The organism is Aliirhizobium sp. YIM B11859 (assembly GCF_057163345.1).
In genome coordinates, this window is the sequence record NZ_JBXHAY010000010.1 from 1 (window position 1) to 26181 (window position 26181).

A 26181-nucleotide genomic window follows, 5' to 3' on the forward strand; every position below is an offset into this window, starting at 1 on the left:
GAAAATGGCGATCAGTGCCTGGAAAAGGCGCTTGGCAAAGAAAATCGGCACTGTGTTTTCCGCAGCGTTGGAGGGCTGTGATCCGCGGCACGCGGATCACAGCCGGCTTCCATCAGTCGTTCCAGGCCATACGGTTCAGGAACATGCTTTCGTTGGCGGTCGGCTTCCATTGAAGGTTTTTTGCCGCACCATAAAGAACGGCAGCCTCGTAAAGCGGCACCATCGGCACGTCATTGGCGACGAACTTGGCGATATCGACATAGGCCGCCTGGCGTTCCTTCTCGTCGAGCGTGTTGCGCGCCTTGACGAGCAGTTCGTCGATCTTCGGGTCACGCACCGACGACCATGAGCTCGATGAATGCAGGAGCGGGAAAAGCACGCCATCGACATCCTGGCAGGCGCAGGACCAGCGGCCGAAGGCGAGGTTTGCCTGCTGCGACGGCTCGCTCTGGGCACGTTTCAGATAGGCGGCCATGTCGGTCAGCTGGATATCGACGCTGAAACCGACATCCGAGAGCATCTGCGCCAGTGCCTGAACGATGCGCTGGTCGAAGACCGGAGAGGTTGCAAACGACAGCTTGGTCTTGCCGGCGCCGGTCTCCTCGACGATCTTCTTTGCAGCCTGCGGATCGAAGGCGAGGTTCTGCAGGTCGGGGACATAACCGAAATAGGAATTGCTTGCCATCTGCGTCGCCGGCTTGTCGAAGCCGCCGAGAATGCCCTCGACAATGCCCTGCTTGTCGATCGCCATGGCAACCGCTTGGCGGACCTTGACGTTGTCGAGCGGCGGCAGGCCGGGATTGAGCTTCAGATAGGCGATGCGCTCGGTCAGCGCGCTCAGTACCTTGGCGGAACCGCTGCCTTCCAGCTGAGTGGCCTGGTCGGAATCCAGCGTCACGATGAGATCGGCATTGCCGGCCTGGAGATCGGCAAGGCGGGTCGCCGCATCCGGCACGGCGCGGAACTCGACTTTCGGGAAAACGCCCTTGTTGCCCCAATAGGCATCGTTGCGTGAAAGGGCGACCATCGACCCGCGGTCCCAGCGGTCGAACTTATAGGGTCCGGAGCCGACGGGAGCGGCATTGAAGGCATCATCGCCGACCTTCTCGACGACATGTTTCGGCACGATCGACAGCTTCACCAGCTGGGCAAGCAGTACCGGATAGGGGCCGTCCGTGGTGATGGTGACTTCGTTATCGCCGGTAACGGCGGCCGACTTGATCTTGTTGAACTGGCTGAGCTGCGGGCTTTTGAACGCCGGATCGATGATCCGTTTCACCGAGAAGGCGACATCCTCCGCCGTCAGCTTCTCGCCGTCGTGGAAGGTCACGTCGCTGCGAAGCTTGAAAACGACCTCGGTGGGCGACTTGTAGTCCCAACCGGTGGCGATCTGCGGTGCGATCTTGCCGTCGTCGTCGCGGGTGATCAGGTTGTCGAAGACGTTGCGATAGACGTAATAGCTGTCCGGGTTCCACTGCTTCTGCGGATCAAGCGAGGACGGTTCGTTGACCAGATCGACCACGAACATGTCCTTGGCGCTTGCAGGGCTGCCGAGGAAAGTGCCGCTGCCGAGCGCGGCGGCGAGGAAAAGTGCCGAAGTAATACGTCTCAAACCTGGCATCGTCAGTTCGTCCTTGTTCGTTCCTGGTTCGGTTGAAAATCGTTTTTCTCCGCCTTCGCCTTTTCGGCCCGCTTGCGGCGGATCGGAGGGTCTGCGAGGACGGCGGAGGATTCGAGAAAACGCGCAGCAAGATAGATTTCCAGCTGGTCGATCGCGGCTGTGAGATGGGACTTTGCGCCCTCGCTGTCGCCGCTCAGAAGGCAGGCACCGAGTGCGGCCCGGTCGGCACCCTTCAGTTTCACCGGGCTGCGGGCCTCGAAGAACGTCACGAGCCGGGCGGAGCGATCCCATAGATCCACAAGCCAGCCATTGACCGTCGGCATGTTGAGCCGTGTCGACAGAAGCGCCAGCAGGTCGCGTTCGGCGCGTCTCAACGTTCCCTGCAGGTCGAGTGAAGGGTCGCTCCGGCCATGCAATGCGCCATACATGTCGCAGAGTTTGGCCAGATGCGTCTGGTCGGCGTCGGTGAGCTTGACGTTGACCAGCATCGCTTCCAGATGCCGGCGCGCTGCAACGACTTCACGGATTTCCGCGGCGGAAACCGGCGCTACCTGCCAGCCGCTTCTGGCCGCTGCCGTGACCAGCCCGCTTGCCTGCAGACGCTGCAAGGCCGTGCGCACTGCGCCGCGGCCGATGGCGAATTCTTCGCACAGGCGGGCCTCGGACAGCACTTCCCCGGGCTTCAGGACACAATGCACGATCGCGCTGCGCAGCGTCTGTTCGGCCGAAAGACCCTTGGCAAGGCCCGGCAGGGGCGAAGAATAGGCATCGTTATCAAGCATTCTGGCATCTCAACCGTGCATCGTGACAGCCACGATGGCTGTCTTCCGATGCTTTCATCGTTGGGTTCGCAGAACTTGTCAAAGCAGATTCCCAGTATCGGCCATCTCGGCCAGACCTTGCGCCGTCAGCTCTGTCGGCTGTTTGGCACCTTGTCGTTTCACCTCGGTATTGAGGATTGCATGGCGCAATTTAAGATGTCAACATCAGCATTGTCGATGTCATTTATTTTATCTGACATCTCAGAAATGAAAAATTATTGCACGACCTGCGCCGGCGCACGGTGCAGACTGGTGTGTTTCAGGAGAAGTGGATTATCGCCAAATAAGGGGAACAACTCATGCGATCATACAAGCATATTGTCGCCGGCATCCTGATTGCCGCGACCAGCGTCACGCTGTGGCAACCGGCGCATGCATCGAAGGATCTCTTTGTCATCGACCTGCCCGGAGAGCCGTCTTCGCTCGATCCACACGTCCAGTGGAACCCGGACAGCTACAACGTCTACCGCAACGTCTTCGACAATCTCGTCACCCGCGACGATGCCGGCAAGATCGTGCCACAGATCGCGACGGGGTGGGATTACCTTTCCGATACCAGTATCCGTTTCAAGATCCGCGACGACGTCAGTTTCCACGACGGCACGAAGCTGACGGCCGATGATGTGGTGTTTTCGGTGAAGCGCATCACCGATCCCGCTTTTGCCAGCCCCCAGCTCGGTCAGTTCAACCAGATCACCGATGCCGTTGCCGATGATCCGACGACGGTGACGCTGACCACCAAGGGGCCCTATCCGCCGCTCTTTGCGCAATTGGTCAAGCTGTCGATCGTGCCGAAACATGCTGTCGAAAAGGCCGGTAAGGATGGCTTCAATCTCAGTCCCGTCGGCTCCGGTCCATACCGGTTCGAGACATGGCAGCGGGGCGTCGAGGTGACGCTTGCACGCAACGACGCCTATTGGGGCGACAAGGGTGCCTTTCCGAAGGTTGTCTTCCGCGCCGTACCGGATGCCGCGACACGGGTGGCGAACCTGCAGGCGGGCGCAAGCGATCTCGTCACCTATCTGAACGGCGATCTGGTGGCGCAGATCAAGGCTTCGGGCAAGGGCAAGGGCAAGGCGCTGGTCGGAAATACAGAGCGTGTCGCCTATCTCGGGATGAACGTGACGAAACCGCCGCTGGACAAGCCGCATGTCCGTGAGGCGATCGCCATGGCGATCGACAAGGCGGGCATTACTGACGGCATTCTCGCGACCGGTGAAAGGCCGGTGCCGGAAATCGCTTCGCCGGCACATATGGGCTGGGTCGAGGGCATTTCCGCGGCGCCTTACGACGCGGCCAAGGCCAAGGCGATCATTACATCGACGCCCGGTGCCGATATTCCGATCAAACTCCTGACCTCGCCGGTCTATGACCAGCGTGTCGTCCAGGCGATCCAGCAGATGCTCAACGATGCCGGCATGAAGATCGAGATCGAGATGACGGACATGCCCAATTGGCTGAAACAGATGCAGGGTGGTCCGGGCGTCATTCCGGCAATTGCCTTCAGTCGCTGGAGCTGCGGCTGCCAGGATGCCGATGGCATCCTCTACCCGCTGCTGCACTCGACGAGCGGCTGGTCGAGCATCAAGGATGCGGAGATCGATGCAGCACTCGATCTTGCGCGCAAGTCGCTGTCGCAGGAAGAACGGCTTGCCGCATATAAGACGGTACATGAGAAGGTCAACGCGGAACATTACATCGTCCCGCTTTACCAGGCATCGGTGGTGTATGGCGCCGCCGAGCAGGTTTCGTTCACCCCGACGCCGAATGAAAGCATATTCCTCAACAGGATCGCCTGGAAGGATTGATCGTCCGTCTGGCACCGTGTCGTCGGATGTCGCGACAGCGTCTCAGGCGAATGCAAGAGACCTGTCGAAACCGCCTGGTGATTGCACCGCCAGACTTCCCGCCCGGATGCCGGCAGCCAGCCGGGATGCGGGCGGCTCTCCCTTAAGCCAGCTGTCCATGAAACCGGCATTGAAAGCGTCACCGGCACCCGTCGTATCGACGACCGGTACGGCTTCGGCCGGGACATGAAGAACGGCGCCGTCCGACATCGTCCAGGCCCCTTGCGCGCCGCCCTTCAGCGCCACCTGCGCAAATATGCCGGAGAGTGTCCGCAATGCCGCTTCTGGATCGGCCGAGCCGGTGATCGCCTCTGCCTCCTCGAGATTGGGGAGGAATAGATCGACGCCGGAGCAGGCCTGCAGCAGACCCTTGTCATAGATCAGCGTCGCATCCCAGCTTGGATCGAGCGAGACCGTCAGGCCCTTGGCCTTGGCGCGCGCAACCAGATCCGGGATCTCGTGCAGCGTCGCATATTCGGCGATGTGCAGATGTTTTGCCTCTGTCCAGGCGAGAGCCGCGTCGAGCGTTGCGGGCAGGGCGGATCCCGCCCGCCGGGTCAGGAAGGCGCGTTCCGTGCCGACGACGGCTGCAACGGTGACCTGAGGCCCGGCCTCGGCCGCCTGTTCGACAAACCGCAGATCCACATGGGTTTGCCCGATCTGCCGTCCGACATCGACTGAGAGCGCATCTGTTCCCAGCCGCGCGACGACGGCCGCCTTGCGGCCGGCATGGACGAGATGGGCGGCGGCGATGAAGGCCCCACCGCCGGCCGCAATCTGCATGCCGTCGGAAAACAGTTCACGTCCAAGCACCGGAAGCGCGTCGAGGCCGGTGAAGATGAGGTCGCAATAGATCCGCCCGATGCTCAGCACCGCCGATCGTGTCTGTGTATCGTTCATCATGAGCGGCCCAGGCATGCCTCGGTCCGGGCGTCGAAGAGATAAAGACTGCCGGGCGCTGCCGTGCAGGTGAGAGTGTCGCCCACCGCCGGCACGAATTTTTCCCGCGCCGTGGCGATCACCGGATTGCCACCTATCTCGAGATGCACGAGCGTTTCAGGTCCGAGCGGCTCCACCGCCGTCACTGTTCCAGTGAGGCTGAGACCCTTATCTTCGCCCGATGCCACGGCACGAACGATGAGGTCATGCGGACGGATGCCGATCAGGATGTCGCCACCAGCCGCAACCGAGACGGTCGTGCCGTCTTCCCGGCCGGGCAAAAGGTTCATCGACGGACTGCCGATGAAACGGGCGGTAAACACATTGACCGGCTCCTCGTAAAGTTCCGTCGGTGTGCCAACCTGCAGGATATGGCCATCCTTCATCACCACGATCCGGTCGGCCATGGTCATCGCCTCGACCTGGTCATGGGTGACATAGACGGTCGTCGTCTTCAGCCGCTGGTGCAACCGCTTGATCTCGATGCGCATCTGCGCACGAAGCTGGGCATCGAGGTTGGAAAGCGGCTCATCGAACAGGAAGGCGGACGGATCGCGAACCATGGCGCGGCCGATCGCGACGCGCTGGCGCTGGCCACCGGACAGTGCGGCCGGACGCCGGTCGAGCAGGGCTTCGAGCCCAAGGATGCGGCCCGCCTCCTCGATGCGCCGGTTTTTCTCGACCTTGTCGAGCTTCGACGTGTAAAGTCCGAAGCCGATATTCTGGCGCACCGTCATATGCGGATAGATCGCATAGTTCTGGAACACCATCGCGATATTGCGCTGTTTCGGATCGCGCTCGTTGACGATCTCGTCGCCGATCTTCAGCGTGCCGTCGGAGATTTCCTCAAGCCCTGCGATCATTCTGAGCGTCGTCGACTTGCCGCAACCAGACGGCCCGACAAAGACGACAAATTCGCCGTCGGCAATCGCAAGGTCGATGCCCTTGACTGCCTCGGTCTTGCCGTAGCGCTTGATGAGCTTTGTGAGTTCGATTGTCGCCATTAGCGGGCTCCCGTCAGCGCGGTAAATTTCTGTTCGAGTTCGGCCGCGGCCGCCGCCTCGTGATCCTCGGCACGTCTGGCCTCGCCCTCGAACGCGTCGAGCCGCTTGCGATAGGCAGCAAGTGCCGCCTGCATCGGTTCCGGCGCCGGGCCGCCGAAGCGGCTGCGTACAGTGACGAAATGTTCGGGCGAGACGATCTCTTCGAATTTCACCAGATCCAGCGACGGCTTGCGGCCGGTCGACTGTTCGAAGGCTGTAAGGAATGGCGCATAACCATCGTCTGCCAGGCTGCCCTTGGCCGCAACGACGCTTTTGGCCGTTGCCGCTGCGATCTCATGCGCCTCGCGGAAGGACAGGCCCTCGATGCGCACCAGCGAATCGGCAAGCTCGGTAATGGTGATGCAGGAGCGGCGGATGTTCTGGTCCACCCGCTCCGGATCGATGCTGATCTGGGCAATCAGCGCGGCCAGAAGGTCGAGCACGCGGCCAGCGGAGGCAAAGGCCTCGTAGCCCATGCCCTGGGTTTCACCCTCGCTATCGTTCATGTCGGTAAACGGCGTGTTGTGCATCACGTCGAGCATGGTGCGGGCGCGTCCGAAGGTCTGGCTCGACAGATGCCGCAGATGTTCGATCGGCACGGGATTGCGTTTCTGCGGCATGATCGAGGAGATCTGCACCAGCGCATTCGGCACGTAGACCTGGCCGACTTCGAAACTCGTCCAGAACTGAAAATCCTGGATCAGGCGGCCGAGATGCAGGAACATCAGCTCGATCGCCGAATAGGTGGAGGTGGTGTAATCCACCGCCGCGATGCAGGAATAGGAATTGCGCAAGGGGGCGGAAAAACCCAGCAGTTGCGCGACCCGCGCCCGATCGATCGGGAAACCGGACGTGGTGATAGCCGCCGCCCCCATCGGCGACAGGTCGACGATCCGTCGCGCCTCGGCAAACCGTTCGATATCGCGGATCAGCACTTCGATGGCAGCAGCGAGATAATGACCGAAGGTGGTCGGTTGGGCTGGCTGGCCATGGGTATAGGCGACGATCAGCGTCGATTTCTGCCGCTCGGCGGCATCGATCATCGTCGCAAGAAGTACGCGTGCCTTCGACATCAGCACGTCGATCCGCTCTTTCAAGCCGAGCTTGAACAGCGTGTGGTCGATATCGTTGCGCGACCGGGCGGTATGCAGGCGGCCGGCGATATCGACGCCGATGCGGGCCTTCAGCTCCTTCTCGATCAGGAAGAAGAAATCCTCGACTTCGCCGTTATAGACGAGCGTCGACGGATCGATCTCCCTGTCTATGGCAACGAGCGCTTCGGCGATCCTTGCTGCAACGTCGCGGTCGAGAATGCCGGTCTCGACAAGCATGATCAGATGGGCGCGGTCGATGCGGCGGAAACCGTTGACGTGATGGCTTTTGGCCCCGTCGAACAGCGGCCGCAGCACGGTCTCCTTGTAGACCGGATCGGGAAAGCTGCTGGTGTCGGAAAGGCGCGGGTCTTTGTCCGCCATGGCTTTTATCCTTTCAGGCCGGCGAGCATCACACCGCGGACGATGTAGCGCTGCAGCACGAGGAAGACGATGAGGGTGGGAAGGGTGGCGATGGCCGCCCCCGTCATGATCATTTCCCACTGGATGGACTGCTCGACGGCGAAGCTCGAAAGCCCGACCGGCAGCGTGTAGAGTTCCTTGCTGGTGGTGACGATCAGCGGCCAGAAGAACGCCGTCCAGTTGCTGAGGAAGGTGAAGATGGCGAGTGCCGAGAGCGCCGGCGTGACCAGTGGCATCGCCACCTTCCACCAGATCTGGAACTCGTTGAGACCATCGACACGTGCCGCCTCGAGGAAATCGTTGGGAACCGTCTCGAAGAACTGCTTCATCAGGAAGGTGCCGAAGGCGGTCATCATGCCGGGAAACATGATGCCCCAATAGCTGTCCAGCCAGCCGAGCTGGCTCGACATCAGATACCAGGGAATGACCAGCATCTCGGTCGGGATCATCAGCGTCGACAGGATGGCGATGAAGATGAAGTAGCGGCCGCGGAACTGGAATTTCGCCAGCGTGTAACCGACCAGGCTGTCGAAAAAGCAGTTGGAAATCGTAACCCCGACGGCCACCAGCATGGAATTTGAAAACCAGCGCATGAAGCGGCCGTCTGCCAGTACCGTGATATAGTTTGCCAATGTGGGCGCGGCCGGGATGAGCCGCAGGTCGTAGACCTGGTCGGCGGTCTTCAGCGAGGTCGAGAACATGAACAGCAGTGGTGAGACCATGATCAGCCCGCCGATGAACAGCAGCGTCCAGGTGATGATCCGTCCGGGCCGGATATGGGCGTGGGAAAGTGTTGGCGTATCGGTCATTTCTTTTCCCTCAGCACCCAGAGCTGCAGCAGCGAGACGATCAGCAGGATGGTGAACAGAACCACCGTCTGTGCCGCCGCATACCCCATCGCATAGGAGCTGAACGCGGTCTGGTAGATCATCAGCACCAAAGGCTTGGTGGAGCCCAGCGGACCACCGGGATCGTTGGTGGTCATGTTGTAGACCTGGTCGAAGATGCGCAGGAAGGCGATCGACGAGAAGACCACGAGGAAAACGGTTGTGGGTTTCAACAGCGGCAGGGTGATCTTGCGCAGGATCGCCCATTCGCCGAGGCCGTCGATCCGTGCCGCCTCGTAGAAGGTCGACGGAATGGCGCGCAGGCCGGCCATGAAGATGATCACCTGGAAACCGAGGCCGGCCCAGATGGCGGTGACCATGACCGAGAACAGGGCCTGATCGGTCGAGCGGATGAACGGCTGCTGCGGGATGCCGGCTATCGCGAGAATGTCGTTGATCACGCCGATCGGCGCCGGCTGGTAGAACCAGCGCCACACCCAGGCCATGGCGGCAGCGGTGGTGAGATAGGGCAGGAAATACAAGGCCCGGATGAGATTGTGCATGAACCGCACGCGGTCGAGGAAAAACGCGACCGCAAACGCGATGACCAGGCTGAGCGGCGTGCCGATCAGGAGATAGGTGAAGGTGTTTTTGAACACCTTCCAGAACTGCGGATCCTTGAACAGCTTGATGTAGTTGGCAAGACCGACGAACTTGGCGGGTCGCACCAGATCCCAGTTGGTCAGGGACAGGTAGAAGGCCTGGAATGTCGGATAAAAGCGGATGACGGCATAAAACAGGATCGGGATGGCCAGAAAGCCCCAGACCCAGAGCAACCGCCTGGTGCGCATGGAGAGACGGTCCAGCATAGCGCCGCCGCCGGGGCGGCCGCTCGCCGCCCCTTGCCCCTTGATCGTTTCCATCATCAACTCCGCTTATCGCTGACCGGCGCTTATGGCTTTGCCGCGTCGATCATTTCCTGCTCCGCCTCGGCCGCCTGCTTGACCGAATCCGCCGGTGCCTGCTTTTCGAGGAGAACGCGGTTGGTCATGTCGATGACGATCTGCCTTTGGCCCATTTCATCGACGAACTGCGTCGTATGAGCGTAATCCAGCGCCTTGAGGAACGGGCCGTAGATCGGGTCGGCAAGGTTCTTCTCCGTCAGTGCCGCAGACCGGCGGGCGGGCAGTTCACCGACCGATTTCAGCCAGATATCCATGGCTTCCGGCGAGGAGATATAAGCGAGGAACTTCTTTGAAGCTTCCAGCTTTTCGCCGGTCACCTTGCCGCCGATACCATTGGCGAAATAGCTCGCATAGTTGGATTTGACGCCTGCGGCATTTGTCGGCAGTTCGGCGACGCCCCATTCGAAATTCTTGATCGCCTTGAAACTGCCCAGGCGGAAGGTGCCATCGATGGTCATTGCGGCGCGACCTGCCTTGAATGCCGCCTGTCCTTCATCCATGAAGCCGGAGAGGCCGACGCCCTTTTCCAGCTGCAGATCGGTATACCATTTCAGCGCAGCGGTGCCAGCTTCGCTATTGTAGGTGACCTTGGAATAGTCGTCATTATAAGGCGCACCGCCGAACTGGCGCACCAGAACCTCGCGCCACCAATGGATGTCCTGGCCCGGCATGTCGAGCGTGATGCCTTCCGTGACGATATTGCCGGCGGCGTCCTTCTTCGTCAGCTTGGCGGCATCGACGGCCAGTTCGTCGAGTGTCTTCGGGGGCGCATCGATGCCGGCTTCGGCAAACAGCTTCTTGTTGTAGAAGAGCGCCAGCGAGCGGACAGCCGTCGGCAGGCCGTAATAATCGTCGCCGCGCTTCATTGCCGTTACGATCGGGAAAAATTCGCTCTCGATCTTATCATGCGGGAAGGCGTCGGTCGGCAGCGGCTGCAAGAGCTTGCCGGTGGCGAACTTGTCGAGCCAGCCGTAGAAAAGCTGCATCACATCCGGGCCCTGGCCGGACATGTTGGCGGCGACAACACGGGTCTGGTAATCGGCATAGGGGAAGGTCACCTGCTTGACGGTGATGTCCGGGTTGGCCTTCTCGAAATTGGCGATCAGCTCATCCATCGTCTTGACGCGTGTCTCGTAGACATATTGCCAATACTGGATTTCAACGGCCTGTGCCGCGTTGAACGCGAATGTGCTGAAACCGGCAACCAGACCGGCCAACAAGACTGACTTGCGCATGTGAGCCTCCATTTACCCCACCGGTTCTTCCGGTTTTCAGGGTTCGATTGTTCCCTGCATTCGGCCGTGTCACGGCCGATGCGTTGTTATCCTTGCGGATCGATCCGATGGATCCATCCGGTATCGCGGGGTTTGCCCCGACTGCCCTAAAGCTTCCCTGAGCGGCTCTGTTTGTCAATAAGATAATTTACTTGAATTAATCTATTCGCGGTGGCGCCGGCTGTGAACCTGTGGTTTGAAAGGCGATAGAGGTTTAAGACATGACTGTTCACACGACCGGCACCTATCCAGTGGCCATCGGGAAAAATCCCGAGCGCAGCCGTGAGCACAATCGGCGCGTTGTTCTCGACATCATCCGCCGTCACGGCTCGCTTGGCCGCGCCCATATCGGCAAGCTGACGCAGCTGACGCCGCAGGCGGTCGCCAACATCGTCGATGAGCTGATGGGCGAGAACCTTTTGATGGAGACCGGCCGCCTGCGGTCCGGCCGCGGCCAGCCGCCGATCCAGTTTGCCGTCAATCCGCAAGGCGGCGTGACGATCGGCGTGGAAATCGCCGCCGACCACATGGTCACCGTCGCCCTCGATTTTTCCGGCAGGCTGCGCGACAAGCGGATCGCACCGATCAGGGATACGACCCCCGACGCGATCCTGTCGATTTTCTCCCGCGAGTTTTCCGGCCTCACACGCACACTCGGCGCCAGATTGCTCGGCGCCGGAGCCGTCATGCCGGGCCCGTTCGAGATCGACGGCATGACCTCGGTCGGCCCGACAACGCTTTCGGGATGGGCCGGGATCGATGCGGCGCAGGCCTTGAGTGATGCCTGCGGCCAGCCGGTCGTGGTTGAAAACGACGCGACCGCGGCCGCCGTCGGCGAGCGGCTGTTCGGCGCCGGCCTCGCCATTTCCAATTTCTGCATGATCTATTTCGGTGTCGGCCTCGGTCTCGGTATCATCCAGGACGGCGCGCCCTATCGCGGCGCATTCGGCAATGCCGGCGAGATCGGGCATGTCACGGTGGTGCCGAAGGGCCGGTTGTGCCCTTCCTGCGGCCAATGTGGTTGCCTGGAAGCCTACGCATCGGTTTATGTGCTCAAGGAGCAGCTTGCCGCCGCCGGGATAGCCGACAGCGAATTTTCCGATCTGGAACGGCTGCATGCCGAGGGCAATCCGATCCTGAAAGCATGGATCGAAGATGCCGCCACCTATTTTGGCCCGATGGTGGCGATGCTTGAAAACATTCTAGACCCCCAGACGGTGATCCTGGGGGGAGCGCTGCCGGATGCGATCATCGACGAGATTATTGTGCGCATGGGCAATCTTCCGACCTCCGTCGCGAACCGCCGCCAGCGCGAGTTGCCGCGCGTGATGCGTGGCAAGACCGGGCAACTGACCGCGGCACTCGGGGCCGCCGCCATTCCGCTGTTCGATATGGTAACGCCGAAGCTCGAAACCTCGCCCGGTGTCGCGACCGGCGTTTGAGACGCCGATCTCCAATCTTTGCGTGGTATCTGGATGCCTGCTCTTTTGATAGGTTTTTGCTATCGCGTAACCGATTTCGGCTATTGACCATCATCCCCCGAAGGCGCGACACTTTGCATCAATCCGCGATGTAAGACCATCTTATCCAATGCGGATTTTGACCCGATGGAACGACGAGGAGGTCGGTACCGGAGGGGCAGCCGGGAGGCATAGAGACATGAATATTCGGATTTCCGCCGGTGACGTCACCGGACGGTCGATCGATATTATCCGCAGTCTGAAGCATCTCGAAGGGCCGATGTTGCCCATTCTGCATGCCATTCAGGCCGAGTTTGGTTATGTGCCGGACGAGGTGAAGCCGATCATCGCGGATGAGCTTAACCTGTCACGCGCCGAAGTGCATGGCGTCGTGACCTTTTACCACGAGTATCGCGATCACCCGCCCGGCCGGCATGTCCTGAAGATCTGTCAGGCCGAGGCCTGCCAGTCGATGGGCAGCGATCGTGTCGCCGACAGCGCGAAGCAATTGCTCGGCATCGATTTCCATCAGACGACGCCGAATGGCGCGGTCACGCTGGAGCCCGTCTACTGCCTCGGGCTCTGTGCCTGCGCACCCGCCGCCATGCTGGATGGCGAGGCCTATGGCCGGGTCGATGAGCACTGTCTTTCCGACATCGTTGGGGAGGTGAGCCGATGACGGTGACGATATTCGTTCCTCGTGATGCCGCCTCTCTGGCGCTCGGAGCTGAGAAGGTGGCGAGCGCCATTGCAGCCGAGATTGCCGGCCGTGGCCTTGATGCCAGGATCGTGCGAAACGGCTCGCGCGGCATGTTCTGGCTGGAGCCGCTGGTCGAAATCCGCACCGATCACGGTCGCGTGGCTTACGGGCCGGTAAAGGCCGGGGATGTCAAAAGCCTGTTCGATGCCGGGTTTCTGACCGGTGCCGGACATCCGCTCTGTCTGGGGCTGACGAAGGAAATTCCCTTCCTTCGTCAGCAGACCCGGCTGACATTTTCACGCTGCGGCGTCACCGATCCGCTGTCGATCGAGGATTATCGTCATTATCAGGGTCTCAAGGGGCTGGAAAAGGCGATCTCGCTGACACCGGCCGAGATTGTCCAGGAAGTGACCGATAGCGGCTTGCGCGGTCGCGGCGGCGCGGGTTTCCCGACCGGCATCAAATGGAAAACGGTGATGGAGGCGGCCGGCCCCCAGAAATACATCGTCTGCAATGCCGATGAAGGTGACAGCGCCACCTTTGCCGACCGGATGATCATGGAGGGTGATCCCTTCGTGCTGATCGAGGGCATGGCGATTGCCGGCATCGCGACCGGCGCCACCAAGGGCTATATCTACACCCGTTCGGAATATCCGCATGCCATTGCCACCATGGGCAAGGCGATCGAGATCGCCCGCGCCGCCGGCATTCTCGGCCCCTCGGTGCTGGGTTCGAAACATAGTTTCGATATGGAGGTGCGATGCGGCGCCGGCGCCTATGTCTGCGGTGAGGAAACCGCGTTGTTGAACTCGCTGGAAGGCAAGCGTGGTGTCGTCCGGGCGAAGCCGCCGCTCCCGGCGCTGAAGGGGTTTCTCGGCCGGCCGACAGTGGTCAACAACGTCATCTCGCTCGCCTCGATCCCGGTCATCATGGACAGGGGCGCGGCCTTCTACCGCGATTTCGGCATGGGCCGCTCGCGCGGCACGATCCCGATCCAGATTGCCGGCAACGTGAAATATGGCGGCCTGTATGAGACCGCCTTCGGCCTGACGCTCGGCGAGATCGTCGATCATATCGGCGGCGGCACGGCAACCGGGCGCCCGGTCAAGGCGGTGCAGGTGGGCGGTCCGCTCGGCGCCTATTTCCCCCGCGCCCTGTTCGATACGCCCTTCGATTACGAAGCCTTTGCAGCCAGGAACGGGCTTATCGGCCATGCCGGCATCACCGTTTTCGATGACACGGCAGACCTGATGAAACAGGCGCGTTTCGCCATGGAATTCTGCGCCATCGAAAGCTGCGGCAAATGTACCCCCTGCCGTATCGGTTCGACCCGCGGGGTGGAAACGGTCGACAGGATCGCCCGCGGCATCGAGCCCGAAAAGAACAAGGCGCTGCTCGCCGACCTCTGCAACACGATGAAATTCGGCTCGCTCTGCGCGCTGGGTGGCTTCACGCCCTATCCGGTGATGAGCGCCATGACGCATTTCCCGGAGGATTTTGCGCCCGTGCCAATGGTGGAGGCGGCGGAATGATTTCCACCTTGGGATTGCCCCTCACCCTAACCCTCTCCCCGCCTGCGGGGAGAGGGGACGTGCCCTGCCCAGCGTTCGAATGGATGGACAGGCTGCCACGAGTTTCCTTCTCCCCGTTTACGGGGAGAAGGTGCCGGCAGGCGGATGAGGGGCAGAGGCCGAACTCGGATAACACTTACTCTGGAGGAGCACATCATGTCCCTCGTTCATGAAATCGACTACGGCACGCCCGCCTCGCAGTCTGATACCCAGATCACCCTCACCATCGACGGACGCTCGATCACCGTGCCGGAAGGCACGTCGATCATGCGCGCCTCGATGGAGGCCGGTATCCAGATCCCCAAACTCTGCGCCACCGACATGGTCGATGCCTTTGGCTCCTGCCGGCTCTGTCTGGTCGAGGTCGAAGGTCGCAACGGCACACCGTCCTCCTGTACCACGCCGGTTGCGGCCAACATGGTCGTACATACCCAGACCGGCCGGCTGAAGGATATCCGCCGTGGCGTGATGGAGCTTTATATTTCCGACCACCCGCTCGACTGCCTGACCTGTGCTGCCAATGGCGATTGCGAATTGCAGGACATGGCCGGCGCTGTCGGCCTGCGCGACGTGCGTTACGGGTATGACGGCGGCAACCATGTCCGCGCCCGCAATGATGGCGCCATCAACGCCCAATGGATGCCGAAGGACGAGAGCAACCCCTATTTCACCTATGATCCGTCGAAATGCATCGTCTGCTCCCGTTGCGTGCGGGCCTGCGAGGAAGTGCAGGGCACGTTCGCGCTGACCATCGAAGGCCGTGGTTTCGAAAGCCGCGTGTCGCCCGGCGCCGATGAGCATTTTCTCGATTCCGAATGTGTTTCCTGCGGCGCCTGCGTGCAGGCCTGTCCCACCGCGACGCTGACGGAAAAGTCGGTGATCGCCATTGGCCAGCCCGAACATTCCGCCGTCACCACCTGCGCCTATTGCGGCGTCGGCTGTTCGTTCAAGGCGGAGATGCGCGGTGAGGAACTGGTGCGCATGGTGCCGTGGAAAGATGGCCAGGCGAACCGCGGCCATTCCTGCGTCAAGGGCCGCTTCGCTTATGGTTATGCCACCCACAAGGACCGCATCCTCAACCCGATGATCCGCGAAAAGATCTCCGATCCGTGGCGGGAAGTCAGCTGGGAAGAGGCCTATGCGCATGTCGCCACCGAGTTCCGCCGCATCCAGTACCAGTACGGCCGCGAATCGATCGGTGGCATCACCTCGTCACGCTGCACCAACGAGGAAACTTTTCTCGTCCAGAAGCTGATCCGCGCCGGTTTCGGCAACAACAATGTCGATACCTGCGCCCGCGTCTGTCATTCGCCGACCGGTTACGGTCTCGGCCAGGCGTTCGGCACCTCGGCCGGCACCCAGAATTTCGACAGTGTCGAACAGACGGATGTCGTGATCGTCATCGGCGCCAACCCGACCGATGGCCATCCGGTCTTCGGCTCGCGGCTGAAAAAGCGGCTGCGGCAGGGTGCCAAGCTGATCGTCATCGATCCGCGCCGCATCGACCTCGTCAGGACGCCGCATGTGGAAGCGGCCTATCACCTGCCGCTCAAACCCGGCACCAATGTCGCGGTGATGACGGCGCTCGCCCATGTCATCGTCACCGAAGGCCTGTTTGACGAAAAATTCATCCGCGAACGCTGCGACTGGCCGGAGTTTCAGGATTGGGCCGCCTTCGTCTCCGAAGAGGCGCATGGTCCGGAAGCGACGGAGAACTTCACCGGCGTCCCGGCCGATCTGCTGCGGGGTGCCGCCCGGCTGTTCGCCACCGGCGGCAATGGCGCGATCTATTACGGGCTCGGCGTCACCGAACACAGCCAGGGATCGACGACCGTCATGGCGATCGCCAATCTTGCCATGGCGACCGGCAATATAGGCCGCCCCGGCGTCGGCGTGAACCCGCTGCGTGGCCAGAACAATGTTCAGGGCTCCTGCGACATGGGCTCCTTCCCGCACGAACTGCCCGGTTACCGCCACATCTCCGACGATGCCACCCGCGAGACCTTCGAAAAGCTTTGGGGTGTCTCGCTCAACAACGAACCGGGTCTGCGCATTCCCAATATGCTGGATGCCGCCGTCGAAGGCACGTTTAAGGGCATCTATATCCAGGGCGAGGATATTCTGCAGTCCGATCCGGATACCAAACACGTCTCGGCGGGCTTGGCCGCGATGGAATGTGTCGTCGTCCACGATCTCTTCTTGAACGAGACCGCCAATTACGCGCATGTCTTCCTGCCGGGTTCCACCTTCCTCGAAAAGGACGGCACGTTCACCAATGCCGAACGCCGCATCAACCGCGTGCGCAAGGTGATGAGCCCGAAAAACGGCTATGCCGATTGGGAAGTGACGCAGAAACTGGCCCAGGCCATGGGGTTGAACTGGCACTATGCGCATCCATCTGAAATCATGGACGAAATCGCTGCGTCGACACCCAGCTTCGCGCTGGTCTCCTACGACTATCTGGAAAAGGTCGGCTCGGTTCAGTGGCCCTGCAATGAGGCGCATCCTGAAGGATCGCCGATCATGCATGTCGGCGGTTTCGTGCGCGGCAAGGGCAAGTTCATCCGCACCGAATATGTGGCAACCGACGAGCGCACCGGGCCGCGTTTCCCGCTCCTGCTGACCACCGGCCGCATCCTGTCGCAATACAATGTCGGCGCCCAGACGCGGCGGACCGAAAATGTCGCCTGGCATGCGGAGGATAGGCTGGAAATCCACCCGCATGATGCCGAACAGCGCGGCATCAAGGATGGCGACTGGATCAAGCTCGCCAGCCGCTCGGGCGATACGACGCTGCGGTCGCTGATCACCGATCGCGTGTCGCCGGGCGTCGTCTACACCACCTTCCACCATCCCGATACGCAGGCGAACGTCATCACCACCGACTTCTCCGATTGGGCAACCAACTGTCCGGAATACAAGGTGACGGCGGTGCAGGTTTCTCCGTCCAACGGCCCGACGGAGTGGCAGGAAGACTATGACGAATTGTCCCGTCGTTCGAGGCGGATTGCCGGGAAACTGGAGGCGGCGGAGTGATCCGGGCTTATCATTTGCCAAGTGCAATTGGATAAAACGTCGCACTCTTGCAAATGCGGCGAAAACTGGAGTAAGGGAGGAGCGCTATATTGTCGCAGAGTCCGATGACGCCACAGATCGTCACCATTGCAGTCCTTCAAGATAGCCGTCGAAACGGTATCAGGATTGCTCGCTCAGACTGGCATATAGGCAATCGGGCGATAGTTTTTTTCTATCATAAAATCGGCCATGTCCTGACGGGAGGTGCCGCCGATGCTGTCTGAAGACGTCCATCAGGACCATGCCCATCAGGCCACCGGCCAGCAGAAGCTGGTGCGGATGGCAAACCAGATAGCCACCTTCTTCCTGTCGCAGCCGGAACATGTGCGCGCTGAAGGGGTGGCAAATCACATCAACAGATTCTGGGAGCCGCGCATGCGCCGGCACCTGTTCACGCATCTCGATGATGGCGCAGAAGGGCTTCTGCCGCTCGTCGTCGAGGCGTCGAAGCTGATCCGCCGGCCTGAAACCCAGGCCGGCATGGATAAAGGAGTTCGGGAGGATGCCGCCGGAAGGGCTCTGCGCGGCGAGGAACCGGGAGAGGAAGAAACGCTTTCCAGACCTCACGGTTAGGAAGGCAATGCGTAACGCCTTGCCCGCTGACACCCCACGGACACCCCGCGGGACAAGGCAAGGGTTACTCTGAAAGCCATTACTCAGAGAGAGGGATTTCTATGGCAGCTACAGGAATTTCAGGAGCAGGCGCGGCGGGCGCCGGCTTCCTGGACAAGGAACATATTATCGCAAAGCCGGGCTTCAACCGGTGGCTCGTGCCGCCCGCGGCGCTCGCCATTCATCTTTGCATCGGCATGGCCTACGGCTTCAGCGTTTTCTGGCTGCCGCTGACCAAGGCGATTGCCGGCACGCCGGATCCGTCCTGCGCAAGCATGTCTCTGGTGACGGCCCTGTTCACCACGAACTGCAACTGGCGCGTTGCCGACCTCGGCTGGATCTATACGCTGTTCTTCGTCCTTCTCGGCTGCTCGGCAGCGATCTGGGGCGGCTGGCTGGAAAAGGTCGGGCCACGCAAGGCCGGTTTCGTGTCCGCCCTTTGCTGGTGCGGCGGCATCATGGTTGCCGCGATCGGCGTGATGACCCATCAGCTGTGGCTGATGTGGATCGGCGCCGGCGTGATCGGCGGCGTGGGCCTCGGCCTCGGTTACATTTCGCCGGTTTCGACACTGATCAAGTGGTTCCCCGACCGTCGCGGCATGGCGACCGGCATGGCGATCATGGGTTTTGGCGGCGGCGCAATGATCGGCGCACCCCTTGCCAACCTGCTGATGAACCATTTCAAGACCGACGTTTCCATCGGTGTGTGGCAGACCTTCATCTGCATGGCTGTCATCTATTTCTGCTTCATGATGGGCGGTGCGTTCGGTTACCGCATCCCGCCGGCCGGCTGGCGTCCGGATGGCTGGACCCCTCCGGCAGGCAATGGCAAGGCAATGATCACGCACAAGCATGTGCATCTGCGTGACGCGCACAAGACCCCGCAGTTCTGGCTGATCTGGGCAGTCCTGTGCCTGAACGTGTCGGCCGGTATCGGCGTCATCGGCATGGCTTCGCCGATGCTGCAGGAAATCTTCGCCGGTAACCTGATCGGCCTGCCGGACCTCACCTTCTCGCAGCTCGACGCGGGCCAGAAGGCACAGATCGCGGCAATCGCCGCCGGCTTTACCGGTCTCCTGTCGCTGTTCAACATCGGCGGCCGTTTCTTCTGGGCCTCGATGTCCGACAAGCTCGGCCGCAAGAACACCTATTATACGTTCTTCATCCTCGGCATCGTGCTTTACGCACTTGCCCCGACGCTTGCCAACATGGGCAACAAGGCCTTCTTCGTTCTGGCCTTCGGCATCATCCTGTCGATGTATGGTGGTGGTTTCGCAACGATCCCGGCCTATCTGGCCGATATCTTCGGCACCCAGTTCGTCGGCGCCATCCATGGTCGCCTGCTGACCGCATGGGCAACCGCCGGCATTCTCGGCCCGGTCGTCGTCAACTACATCCGCGAAGCGCAGATCAATGCCGGCGTCGCGCCCGGCCCGGCGCTTTATACCGGCACGATGTATATCCTCGCCGGCATGCTGGTGCTTGGTCTCATCGCCAACTCGCTGGTGCGTCCGCTGAAGGACAAGTGGTTCATGTCGGATGAGGAAGTCGCGTCGCTTCAGGCGAAGTCCGCTGCCGCCAATGCCGGCCCGACCGGTTCCTTCGGCATCGGCAAGGGCGGTTTCGACGCCAAGGCCGCACTCGCCTGGGCCGTTGTCGGTATCCCGCTTCTGTGGGGCATCTGGGTCACGGTCAGAAGCAGCTTCGCGCTCTTCGGCTGATCCAAGGTCGCTCAGTCGATTGGATAGATAAAACGAGGAAGGGGCCGGTTTCGGCCCCTTTTTTATGCCGTCACGGGTTGCCCGCATGGCGGGCGCCCGCGCGCCGTAGCGTGGTGAGCCCTGGCAGGCTATCGGCCGGCGACCGCACCGTGCCGCTGGAACGGCCGGCCTTGCGCAAAAGGCGGTCGAACAGTTCGTAACCCTGTTCCCAGCGTCCATAACCGCTTGCCACATTGATATGGCCGGCAAAACCGAGCGTCGTCAGGTCGCTGCCCCAGGCGTGGCCGTGGCGCTCCAATTGGTCGAGATCCATATAGGGATCGTCGAGACTGCCGACGACAAGGCTTGGAAACGGCAAGGCATCAAGCGGCGCGTCGCCGAAATCGATCATGCACGGATGCCGCCGGATCGCCGTCTGCAGATCACAGGGTGCCACCAGCAACGCGCCGAGTATCCGGTTCGCCTCGCGCCTTCTGGCATAACTTGCAATCAGCAGGCAGCCGAGGCTGTGTCCAACGAGAAACGCCCCGTCGGTCTTGGACAGGGCGTGATCCAGCTTTGCCTGCCAGTGGTGAAGTCTGGGACACGCCCAGTCGTCCTGTTCGACGACCAAAGCCTCGTGCCTGTCATCGGCCCAGTGCCTTTGCCAGTGATCATCCGAGGAGCCGTTCAGTCCGGGAATGAGAAGCGTCGTGGCCATAAGCAGCCTCTTTTTATCATCGGTGAGACCAGACAATAGAAGGCGTTTCGGCCTACGTCGGCAAAAGGACGTTCAAATTCCATAAATATGGTAGATTTCTATTTCATCCGACGCCTCCCGCCTACGCGGCACGAAACCACGACGGTGGTCGCGATCTTGGGATGAAAATTCTGCAAAACGCGAATCTATGAGCAATCAACCTCCATGATGTCCGGATTGGGCGGAATGGAGGTTTTTTATTCTATGGCGGACCAAATTTCCTTCCTGCACCATTGCGCTTCCGATAGATTTGAAGGGTAGAGTAAAGAGGGACGATCCCATGGTAACCACAGCATTTCCGAGCCTTTTGACGCCTGGCCGCGTTGCAGTGATGCCTATCCTCTCTTGTTGTCTGCGCCTCGAAAAACGAATGCGACTTCCGGTCGGACCGGAAGCAGCACAGACAGAATTTCGATTGCGAGAGCGAGACTTAAGACATGCAAAGACAAGTCATTGAACACGGCGGATTGCCGGTTGGAATTGCAATTCCGGATAACGGAGAGCTTCGCTTCATTGCGGTGAAGTTTCACGTCATCGATCTGGACAACAGGCGCTTTTCAAGCGTCGGGGATCTGAGGGCCGCCATAGGTCGGCATCTTCTATCGGGGCAAGCCCTTGCCGCATGAGATGGAGCAAACTGTCTGAGGCTGCGCCGTAAGGGCGCGGCCCGGATTTCCGTTGCGCCTCGACGCTCTGTATCCCATTCATTTCACGTTTTTCCGGAAAGCCAAGACATGACAAGATTTGCCGCTCACCTGCCGGGTGCGATCGGCGCGCTGTTCGTGCTGCTGGGTCTCGCACCGAAACTGGTGAAACTGCCCATACCCGAATGGATTGCCTGCCTGAACCTCACCATGGGGCTGATTGCGATCATCTTTGCGCTCGGGCGTCGCAGCTGACGGGCACCGCATCCGGTCCGGCTGCATCCATCCCGAGCTTCTTATCCGCTCTGCCGAGCCGTGCCGTGCCTGTTGGCCAAACAAGCCTTCGGGCTAGCTTTCCCGGGCGATTTCGGGCTCCTGGCGGTAAGCCGGTTCCTCCTTTCGCACCTTGTAGCGCGAGCGTAGGATGACGAAGAAGACAGGTGTGAGGAACAGGCCGAATAAGGTTACGCCCAGCATGCCGCTGAAGACGGCTGTTCCCAAAGCCTGACGCATTTCAGCGCCCGGCCCGGTGGCGATGGCCAGCGGGAGGACGCCGAAGATGAAGGCAAACGCCGTCATCAGGATCGGGCGCAGTCGCAGAAAAGTTGCTTCGACTGCGGCGTCCACGGCATTCTTGCCCTCATCTTGCGCCTGGCGGGCAAATTCGACGATCAGGATCGCATTTTTTGCTGCAAGGCCGATCAGCACCACGAAACCGATCTGGGTGAGGATGTTATTGTCCATGCCGCGGAAATAGATGCCAAGCAGGGCACCCAACACCGCCAATGGTACGATCAATATGATCGCCAGCGGAAGTACCCAGCTTTCATATTGCGCCGCCAGCGCAAGGAAGACAAAGGCGACCGACAGGGCGAAAATCCAGGTCGCGCTGCCGCCCGCCTGGCTTTCCTGATAGGCGAGTTCCGTCCACTCGAACGTGGTTCCCGGTGGCAGTGTGTTTGCTGCCAGCGTTTCCATCTTCTGCAGTGCCTCGCCGGTCGAGACCCCGGGCATGGCGTTTCCCTGCAGCGGGACGGAAACATACATGTTGTAACGCTGCACCAGCGCCGGGCCGCTCGTATTGCGGATCTCCACCAGCGTGCCGAGTGGCACGAGAGCGCCTGTCGCCGAGCGGACCTTGAGGTCGAGTATGTCGCTTTCCTCCATGCGGAACCGCTCGTCGGCCTGGACACGGACCTGGTAGACGCGACCGAAGGCATTGAAGTCGTTCACATAGGAAACGCCGAGATTGTTCGACAGCGTGTCGAAGATGTTCTGGATCGGAACGTTCAGATATTGCGCCTTTTCCCGATCCACATCGAGGAAGAACTGCGGGCTCGATTCGGAGAAGGTGGTGAACACGCCGGTCAGACCCGGTGTCTGGTTGGCGGCAACCATCATCTGCCTTGCCAGCCCCAGGGCACGCGTCATGGTCGGGTTGTCCTCGTCCATGATCTGCATCTTGAAGCCGCCGGAATTGCCGATGCCCTGAACCGGCGGCGGCGGGATGGCGATGATGAAGGCCTCGTCCAGCTTCTGCAGGTTCTGGTAGAGCGATCCAATAATCTTGGCAGCGCTGTCGCCATGTTCCAGCCGTTCCTCGAAGGGCTTGAACGGGGTGAAGACAACGCCGGCATTCGACGCATTGGTGAATGTCGCCCCGCTGAAGCCGGCAAATTCAACCGCATTGCCCACCCCCGGCGTTTGTCTGGCAATATCGGCGACCTCACGGACGACGGCATCCGTCCTGCCCAGCGCCGCACCTTCGGGAAGCTGGATCACGATGATGGCGTAACCCTGATCCATGACCGGAATGAAACCGCTCGGCACTTTGGTACCGAGCAGCCACGTGCCCCCCAACAGGCCGAGGAACACGAGAAAGGCGCAAGCCAGTCCGACTGTCGAGCCGACGACGCGGCGAACAATGCGCGAGTATCCGTGGCTCACGGCATCAAAGCCGCGGTTGAAGAGATCGGCTGCTCCGCCAACGGTCCTCGAGAACACATTGGGCTTTTTATCCTGCGAGTGGTTGTGCGGGCGCAATACCAGCGCCGCAAGTGCTGGCGAGAGGGTGAGGGAATTGAGCGCTGAAATGGCTGTCGCGATCGAGATCGTCACCGCGAATTGTCGATAGAACTGGCCGGAAATGCCCGGTATGAAGGCTGTTGGGACGAAGACGGCGATCAGCACCAGTGAGATGGCGATGACGGCGGTGCCGACCTCGTTCATCGTCACATGCGCAGCTTGGCGCGGTGTCATGCCCTTGACGAGGTTGCGCTCGACATTTTCGACAACCACGATCGCGTCGTCGACGACAATGCCGATTGCCAGAACCAGGCCGAACAGGCTCAACATGTTGAGCGACATGCCGAAGGCGGCAAGGAAGGCGAAAGTGCCGATCAGCGACACCGGAATGGCGACGATCGGAATGATCGCCGTGCGCCATGACTGGAGAAAGATGAGAACGACGATCGCGACGAGTATCGCCGCTTCGGCGATTGTCCGGTAGACTTCGGTGATCGATTCCTCGACGAAGCCGCTTGTGTCGTAGACGATGCGATATTCCAGCCCGGGCGGGAAGTTTTTCTCGGCGCCGGTCATCACATCCCGGACCTGAGCCGCGGTATCGAGCGCATTGGTGCCGGGGCGGGCGAATATGCCCAGAGCCACTGCCGGGTTGTTGTTGAGATAGCTGTTGGTGACGTAATCCTGGGCGCCGAGCTCGATGCGCGCGACATCCTCCAGTTTCACCAGACGGCCATCCTCGCCGGATTTCACGATGACATAGCGGAATTGCCGTGCGTCCGAGAACCGGCCATCCGTGGTGATCGTGTATTGGAAGCCCTTGTTGTTCGGGTTTGGCGGTCCGCCGATCGAGCCGCCGGAAACCTGGACGTTCTGGTCACGCAACGCACCGACCACATCGGAGGCCGTCATTCCATAGGCCGAGAGCTTTTCCGGATCGAGCCACACGCGCATCGAATACTGGCGCTCGCCGAAGATCTGCACGTCGCCCACGCCTTCCAGACGGACCAGCCGGTCGCGGATGCGGTTGCGGGCAAAGTTCGACGTGTAAAGCTGGTCGTAGCGTCCAGTCGGAGAAAGGATATGGATCACCATCAGCAGGTTCGGCGAACTTTTCGTTGTCGTTACGCCAAGCCGCTGGACTTCCTCCGGCAATCTCGGAAGCGCGGTCGAGACACGGTTCTGGACAAGCACCTGTGCCTTGTCGAGATCGGTGCCGAGCTTGAATGTGACGGTCAGCTGCATGGTGCCATCGGCCGTCGAATAGGACGACATGTAAAGCATGTCTTCGACGCCGTTCACTTCCTGCTCGATCGGCGTCGATACGGTATCGGCAATCGTCTGCGCATTGGCCCCGGGATAGGATGTACGGATGACGATGGTCGGTGGTGCAATTTCCGGATATTGGGCGACGGGTAACTGGAAGTAGGCAACGCTGCCAACGATCAGCAACACCAGTGAGATGACCGAGGCGAAAACCGGGCGGTCAACGAAGAAATGGGAAAATCTCATTTCTGTGCCTCCGGTGCCATGGTGTCAGCCGTGCTAGCGGCCGGTGCGTCAAGGTTTTCCGGCGGCAGTTCCATCGTCACCGGGGTTACCTTGGCGCCGGGGCGAACACGCACAACGCCCTTGACCACGATCGTATCATTGGGGTCGAGACCGCTGCGCACCACGCGGTAACCGTAAAGACGCGGCCCCGGCCGGATGGATTTGGAGACGACCGTATTGTCAGGCTGCAGGACATAGACGACCCGCTCGCTCTGGTCTGCGCCGATCGCCTCGTCGGGAATGAGCGTTGCGGTATAGGTATTCGACCCTTCGATCTCGATGCGGCCGAAGAGGCCGGGTTGGAGAATGTAATCCGGATTGGCAAGCCGCGCCCTCAGCCTCAACGTCCCGGTTGCCGGATCCAGGCTGTTTGCCGCAAAATCCACCCGGCCTTCGAACCGTGACTGGTTGCTGTCACCAAGACGGACCGAAACCTTGAGGCCACCGCCGCCCTCCTGCAGGTAGGTACCATTTTTCCTGGCGGTTTCCGCGTAGTTGAGCAGACGCCGTTCATCGACGTCGAAATAGAAGTCGATCGGATCCATCGCCACGACGGTGGTGAGTTCGGTCTGATCCGCCTGGACCAGATTGCCGACCGATATCAGATGACGGTCGATCCGACCGCTGATCGGTGCGCCGACCCGGCTGTAGGTGAGGTCGAGTTCGGCGCGTTCGACGCTTGCCTGCGACCCCTGCAGGTTGGCCTGGGCAGATTCCAGCTCGCGACGGCGGTCATCCAGGGTCGAGACCGTCTGGCTGCCGGACTTCACCAGGGTATCCACCCGGTCGAATTGCGCCTGGGCATAAACCAGTGTGGACTTTGCCACCGACAATCGGGCGCTGGCCTCGTTCAACGCGGTGGTGAAGGGCCGCTGGTCGATCTGGAAAAGCGGGTCTCCCTGCTTGACCATCTGGCCGTCCTTGAAAGCGATCCGGTCGAGATAACCTCCGACACGCGAGCGGATCGATACACTTTCGGAGGCCTGAAACCGGCCGATGAAATCATCGGTTTCCACCACATCGCGCACGACCGGCTTGGCGACGGTCACTTGCGGTGGAGGCGGTGCAGTCTGGGCCAACGACATCGACGGAATGAGCCAGCCTGCGGCAAACACGCAGGCAAGACGGCTCGAAGGGAAGCAATGCATGCACTCACTCTCCTCTACCCAAGTGCCAGGGCACTTGCCGAATTTTCAGAAACTTTGCATCGCAGTCGAAGAATGCAGAAATAT

20 protein-coding genes are annotated in these 26181 nt (G+C 60.8%); 9 read left to right on the plus strand and 11 right to left on the minus strand.

From position 1 onward, the window contains the following. Positions 1-112 precede the first annotated feature (112 nt). Positions 113-1621 carry an ABC transporter substrate-binding protein gene (locus AC2GXZ_RS27435; RefSeq protein ID WP_483762422.1) on the minus strand — a complete coding sequence of 503 codons (1509 nt, stop codon included), beginning with the start codon at positions 1619-1621 and terminating at the stop codon, positions 113-115. A 2-nt stretch (positions 1622-1623) separates the two neighbouring features. Beyond that, positions 1624-2403, minus strand: a complete 780-nt coding sequence (locus AC2GXZ_RS27440) for a GntR family transcriptional regulator (protein ID WP_483762423.1) — start codon at positions 2401-2403, stop codon at positions 1624-1626. Positions 2404-2741: 338 nt separating this feature from the next. Here AC2GXZ_RS27440 and AC2GXZ_RS27445 point away from each other — a divergent pair, with 338 nt between their 5' ends. After that, positions 2742-4250 carry an ABC transporter substrate-binding protein gene (locus AC2GXZ_RS27445; protein WP_483762424.1) on the plus strand — a complete coding sequence of 503 codons (1509 nt, stop codon included), beginning with the start codon at positions 2742-2744 and terminating at the stop codon, positions 4248-4250. Between the two features lie 42 nt (positions 4251-4292). On the opposite strand, the gene AC2GXZ_RS27450 is transcribed toward AC2GXZ_RS27445, so the two are convergent. The 6 genes from AC2GXZ_RS27450 to AC2GXZ_RS27475 are packed head-to-tail and all read right to left on the minus strand — an operon-like array spanning position 4293 to position 10812. Then, a complete protein-coding gene (locus AC2GXZ_RS27450; protein ID WP_483762569.1) occupies positions 4293-5192 on the minus strand; it encodes a carbohydrate kinase family protein in 900 nt (299 codons plus the stop codon). Further along, positions 5189-6232: an ABC transporter ATP-binding protein gene (locus AC2GXZ_RS27455; RefSeq protein WP_483762425.1), complete on the minus strand. Its 1044-nt coding sequence runs from the start codon at positions 6230-6232 to the stop codon at positions 5189-5191. Before AC2GXZ_RS27455 ends, AC2GXZ_RS27450 begins: the two co-directional genes overlap by 4 nt. Further along, positions 6232-7746, minus strand: coding sequence for an argininosuccinate lyase (argH, locus tag AC2GXZ_RS27460; RefSeq protein WP_483762426.1), 1515 nt, complete (start codon positions 7744-7746; stop codon positions 6232-6234). Before argH ends, AC2GXZ_RS27455 begins: the two co-directional genes overlap by 1 nt. A gap of 5 nt (positions 7747-7751) precedes the next feature. After that, positions 7752-8594, minus strand: a complete 843-nt coding sequence (locus tag AC2GXZ_RS27465; protein ID WP_483762427.1) for a carbohydrate ABC transporter permease — start codon at positions 8592-8594, stop codon at positions 7752-7754. Beyond that, positions 8591-9535, minus strand: coding sequence for a carbohydrate ABC transporter permease (locus AC2GXZ_RS27470; protein ID WP_483762428.1), 945 nt, complete (start codon positions 9533-9535; stop codon positions 8591-8593). Before AC2GXZ_RS27470 ends, AC2GXZ_RS27465 begins: the two co-directional genes overlap by 4 nt. A gap of 29 nt (positions 9536-9564) precedes the next feature. Next, positions 9565-10812: an extracellular solute-binding protein gene (locus AC2GXZ_RS27475; protein WP_483762429.1), complete on the minus strand. Its 1248-nt coding sequence runs from the start codon at positions 10810-10812 to the stop codon at positions 9565-9567. A gap of 260 nt (positions 10813-11072) precedes the next feature. On the opposite strand from AC2GXZ_RS27475, the gene AC2GXZ_RS27480 reads away from it, so the two are divergent. The 6 genes from AC2GXZ_RS27480 to AC2GXZ_RS27505 all read left to right on the plus strand — a co-directional run bounded on the left by AC2GXZ_RS27480 (position 11073) and on the right by AC2GXZ_RS27505 (position 19990). Then, entirely contained in the window at positions 11073-12293 is a 1221-nt protein-coding gene (locus AC2GXZ_RS27480) for an ROK family protein (protein ID WP_483762430.1), read from the plus strand. Positions 12294-12510: 217 nt separating this feature from the next. Further along, positions 12511-12990 carry a formate dehydrogenase subunit gamma gene (locus AC2GXZ_RS27485; RefSeq protein ID WP_483762431.1) on the plus strand — a complete coding sequence of 160 codons (480 nt, stop codon included), beginning with the start codon at positions 12511-12513 and terminating at the stop codon, positions 12988-12990. Further along, complete coding sequence (locus tag AC2GXZ_RS27490) at positions 12987-14543, plus strand: formate dehydrogenase beta subunit (protein WP_483762432.1); 1557 nt, start codon at positions 12987-12989, stop codon at positions 14541-14543. Before AC2GXZ_RS27485 ends, AC2GXZ_RS27490 begins: the two co-directional genes overlap by 4 nt. 195 nt (positions 14544-14738) lie before the next feature. Continuing rightward, positions 14739-17618, plus strand: coding sequence for a formate dehydrogenase subunit alpha (gene fdhF / locus AC2GXZ_RS27495; protein ID WP_483762433.1), 2880 nt, complete (start codon positions 14739-14741; stop codon positions 17616-17618). Positions 17619-17870: 252 nt separating this feature from the next. Further along, positions 17871-18230 carry a formate dehydrogenase subunit delta gene (locus tag AC2GXZ_RS27500; RefSeq protein ID WP_483762434.1) on the plus strand — a complete coding sequence of 120 codons (360 nt, stop codon included), beginning with the start codon at positions 17871-17873 and terminating at the stop codon, positions 18228-18230. Between the two features lie 101 nt (positions 18231-18331). Further along, the gene (locus tag AC2GXZ_RS27505) at positions 18332-19990 is read left to right on the plus strand and encodes an OFA family MFS transporter (RefSeq protein ID WP_483762435.1); all 1659 of its coding nucleotides are present in this window, start codon (positions 18332-18334) and stop codon (positions 19988-19990) included. Between the two features lie 70 nt (positions 19991-20060). On the opposite strand, the gene AC2GXZ_RS27510 is transcribed toward AC2GXZ_RS27505, so the two are convergent. Beyond that, on the minus strand, positions 20061-20690 hold the full coding sequence (locus AC2GXZ_RS27510) for an RBBP9/YdeN family alpha/beta hydrolase (RefSeq protein WP_483762436.1): 630 nt from the start codon (positions 20688-20690) through the stop codon (positions 20061-20063). 476 nt (positions 20691-21166) lie between these two features. On the opposite strand from AC2GXZ_RS27510, the gene AC2GXZ_RS27515 reads away from it, so the two are divergent. Continuing rightward, a complete protein-coding gene (locus AC2GXZ_RS27515; RefSeq protein WP_483762437.1) occupies positions 21167-21355 on the plus strand; it encodes a hypothetical protein in 189 nt (62 codons plus the stop codon). Positions 21356-21463: 108 nt separating this feature from the next. After that, a complete protein-coding gene (locus AC2GXZ_RS27520) occupies positions 21464-21628 on the plus strand; it encodes a hypothetical protein (RefSeq protein ID WP_483762438.1) in 165 nt (54 codons plus the stop codon). 93 nt (positions 21629-21721) lie between these two features. Here the strand turns inward: AC2GXZ_RS27520 and AC2GXZ_RS27525 are convergent, their stop codons facing one another. Both AC2GXZ_RS27525 and AC2GXZ_RS27530 read right to left on the minus strand, forming a co-directional pair. Further along, a complete protein-coding gene (locus AC2GXZ_RS27525) occupies positions 21722-24910 on the minus strand; it encodes an efflux RND transporter permease subunit (protein ID WP_483762439.1) in 3189 nt (1062 codons plus the stop codon). After that, complete coding sequence (locus AC2GXZ_RS27530; RefSeq protein ID WP_483762440.1) at positions 24907-26097, minus strand: efflux RND transporter periplasmic adaptor subunit; 1191 nt, start codon at positions 26095-26097, stop codon at positions 24907-24909. Before AC2GXZ_RS27530 ends, AC2GXZ_RS27525 begins: the two co-directional genes overlap by 4 nt. Positions 26098-26181: the final 84 nt, after the last annotated feature.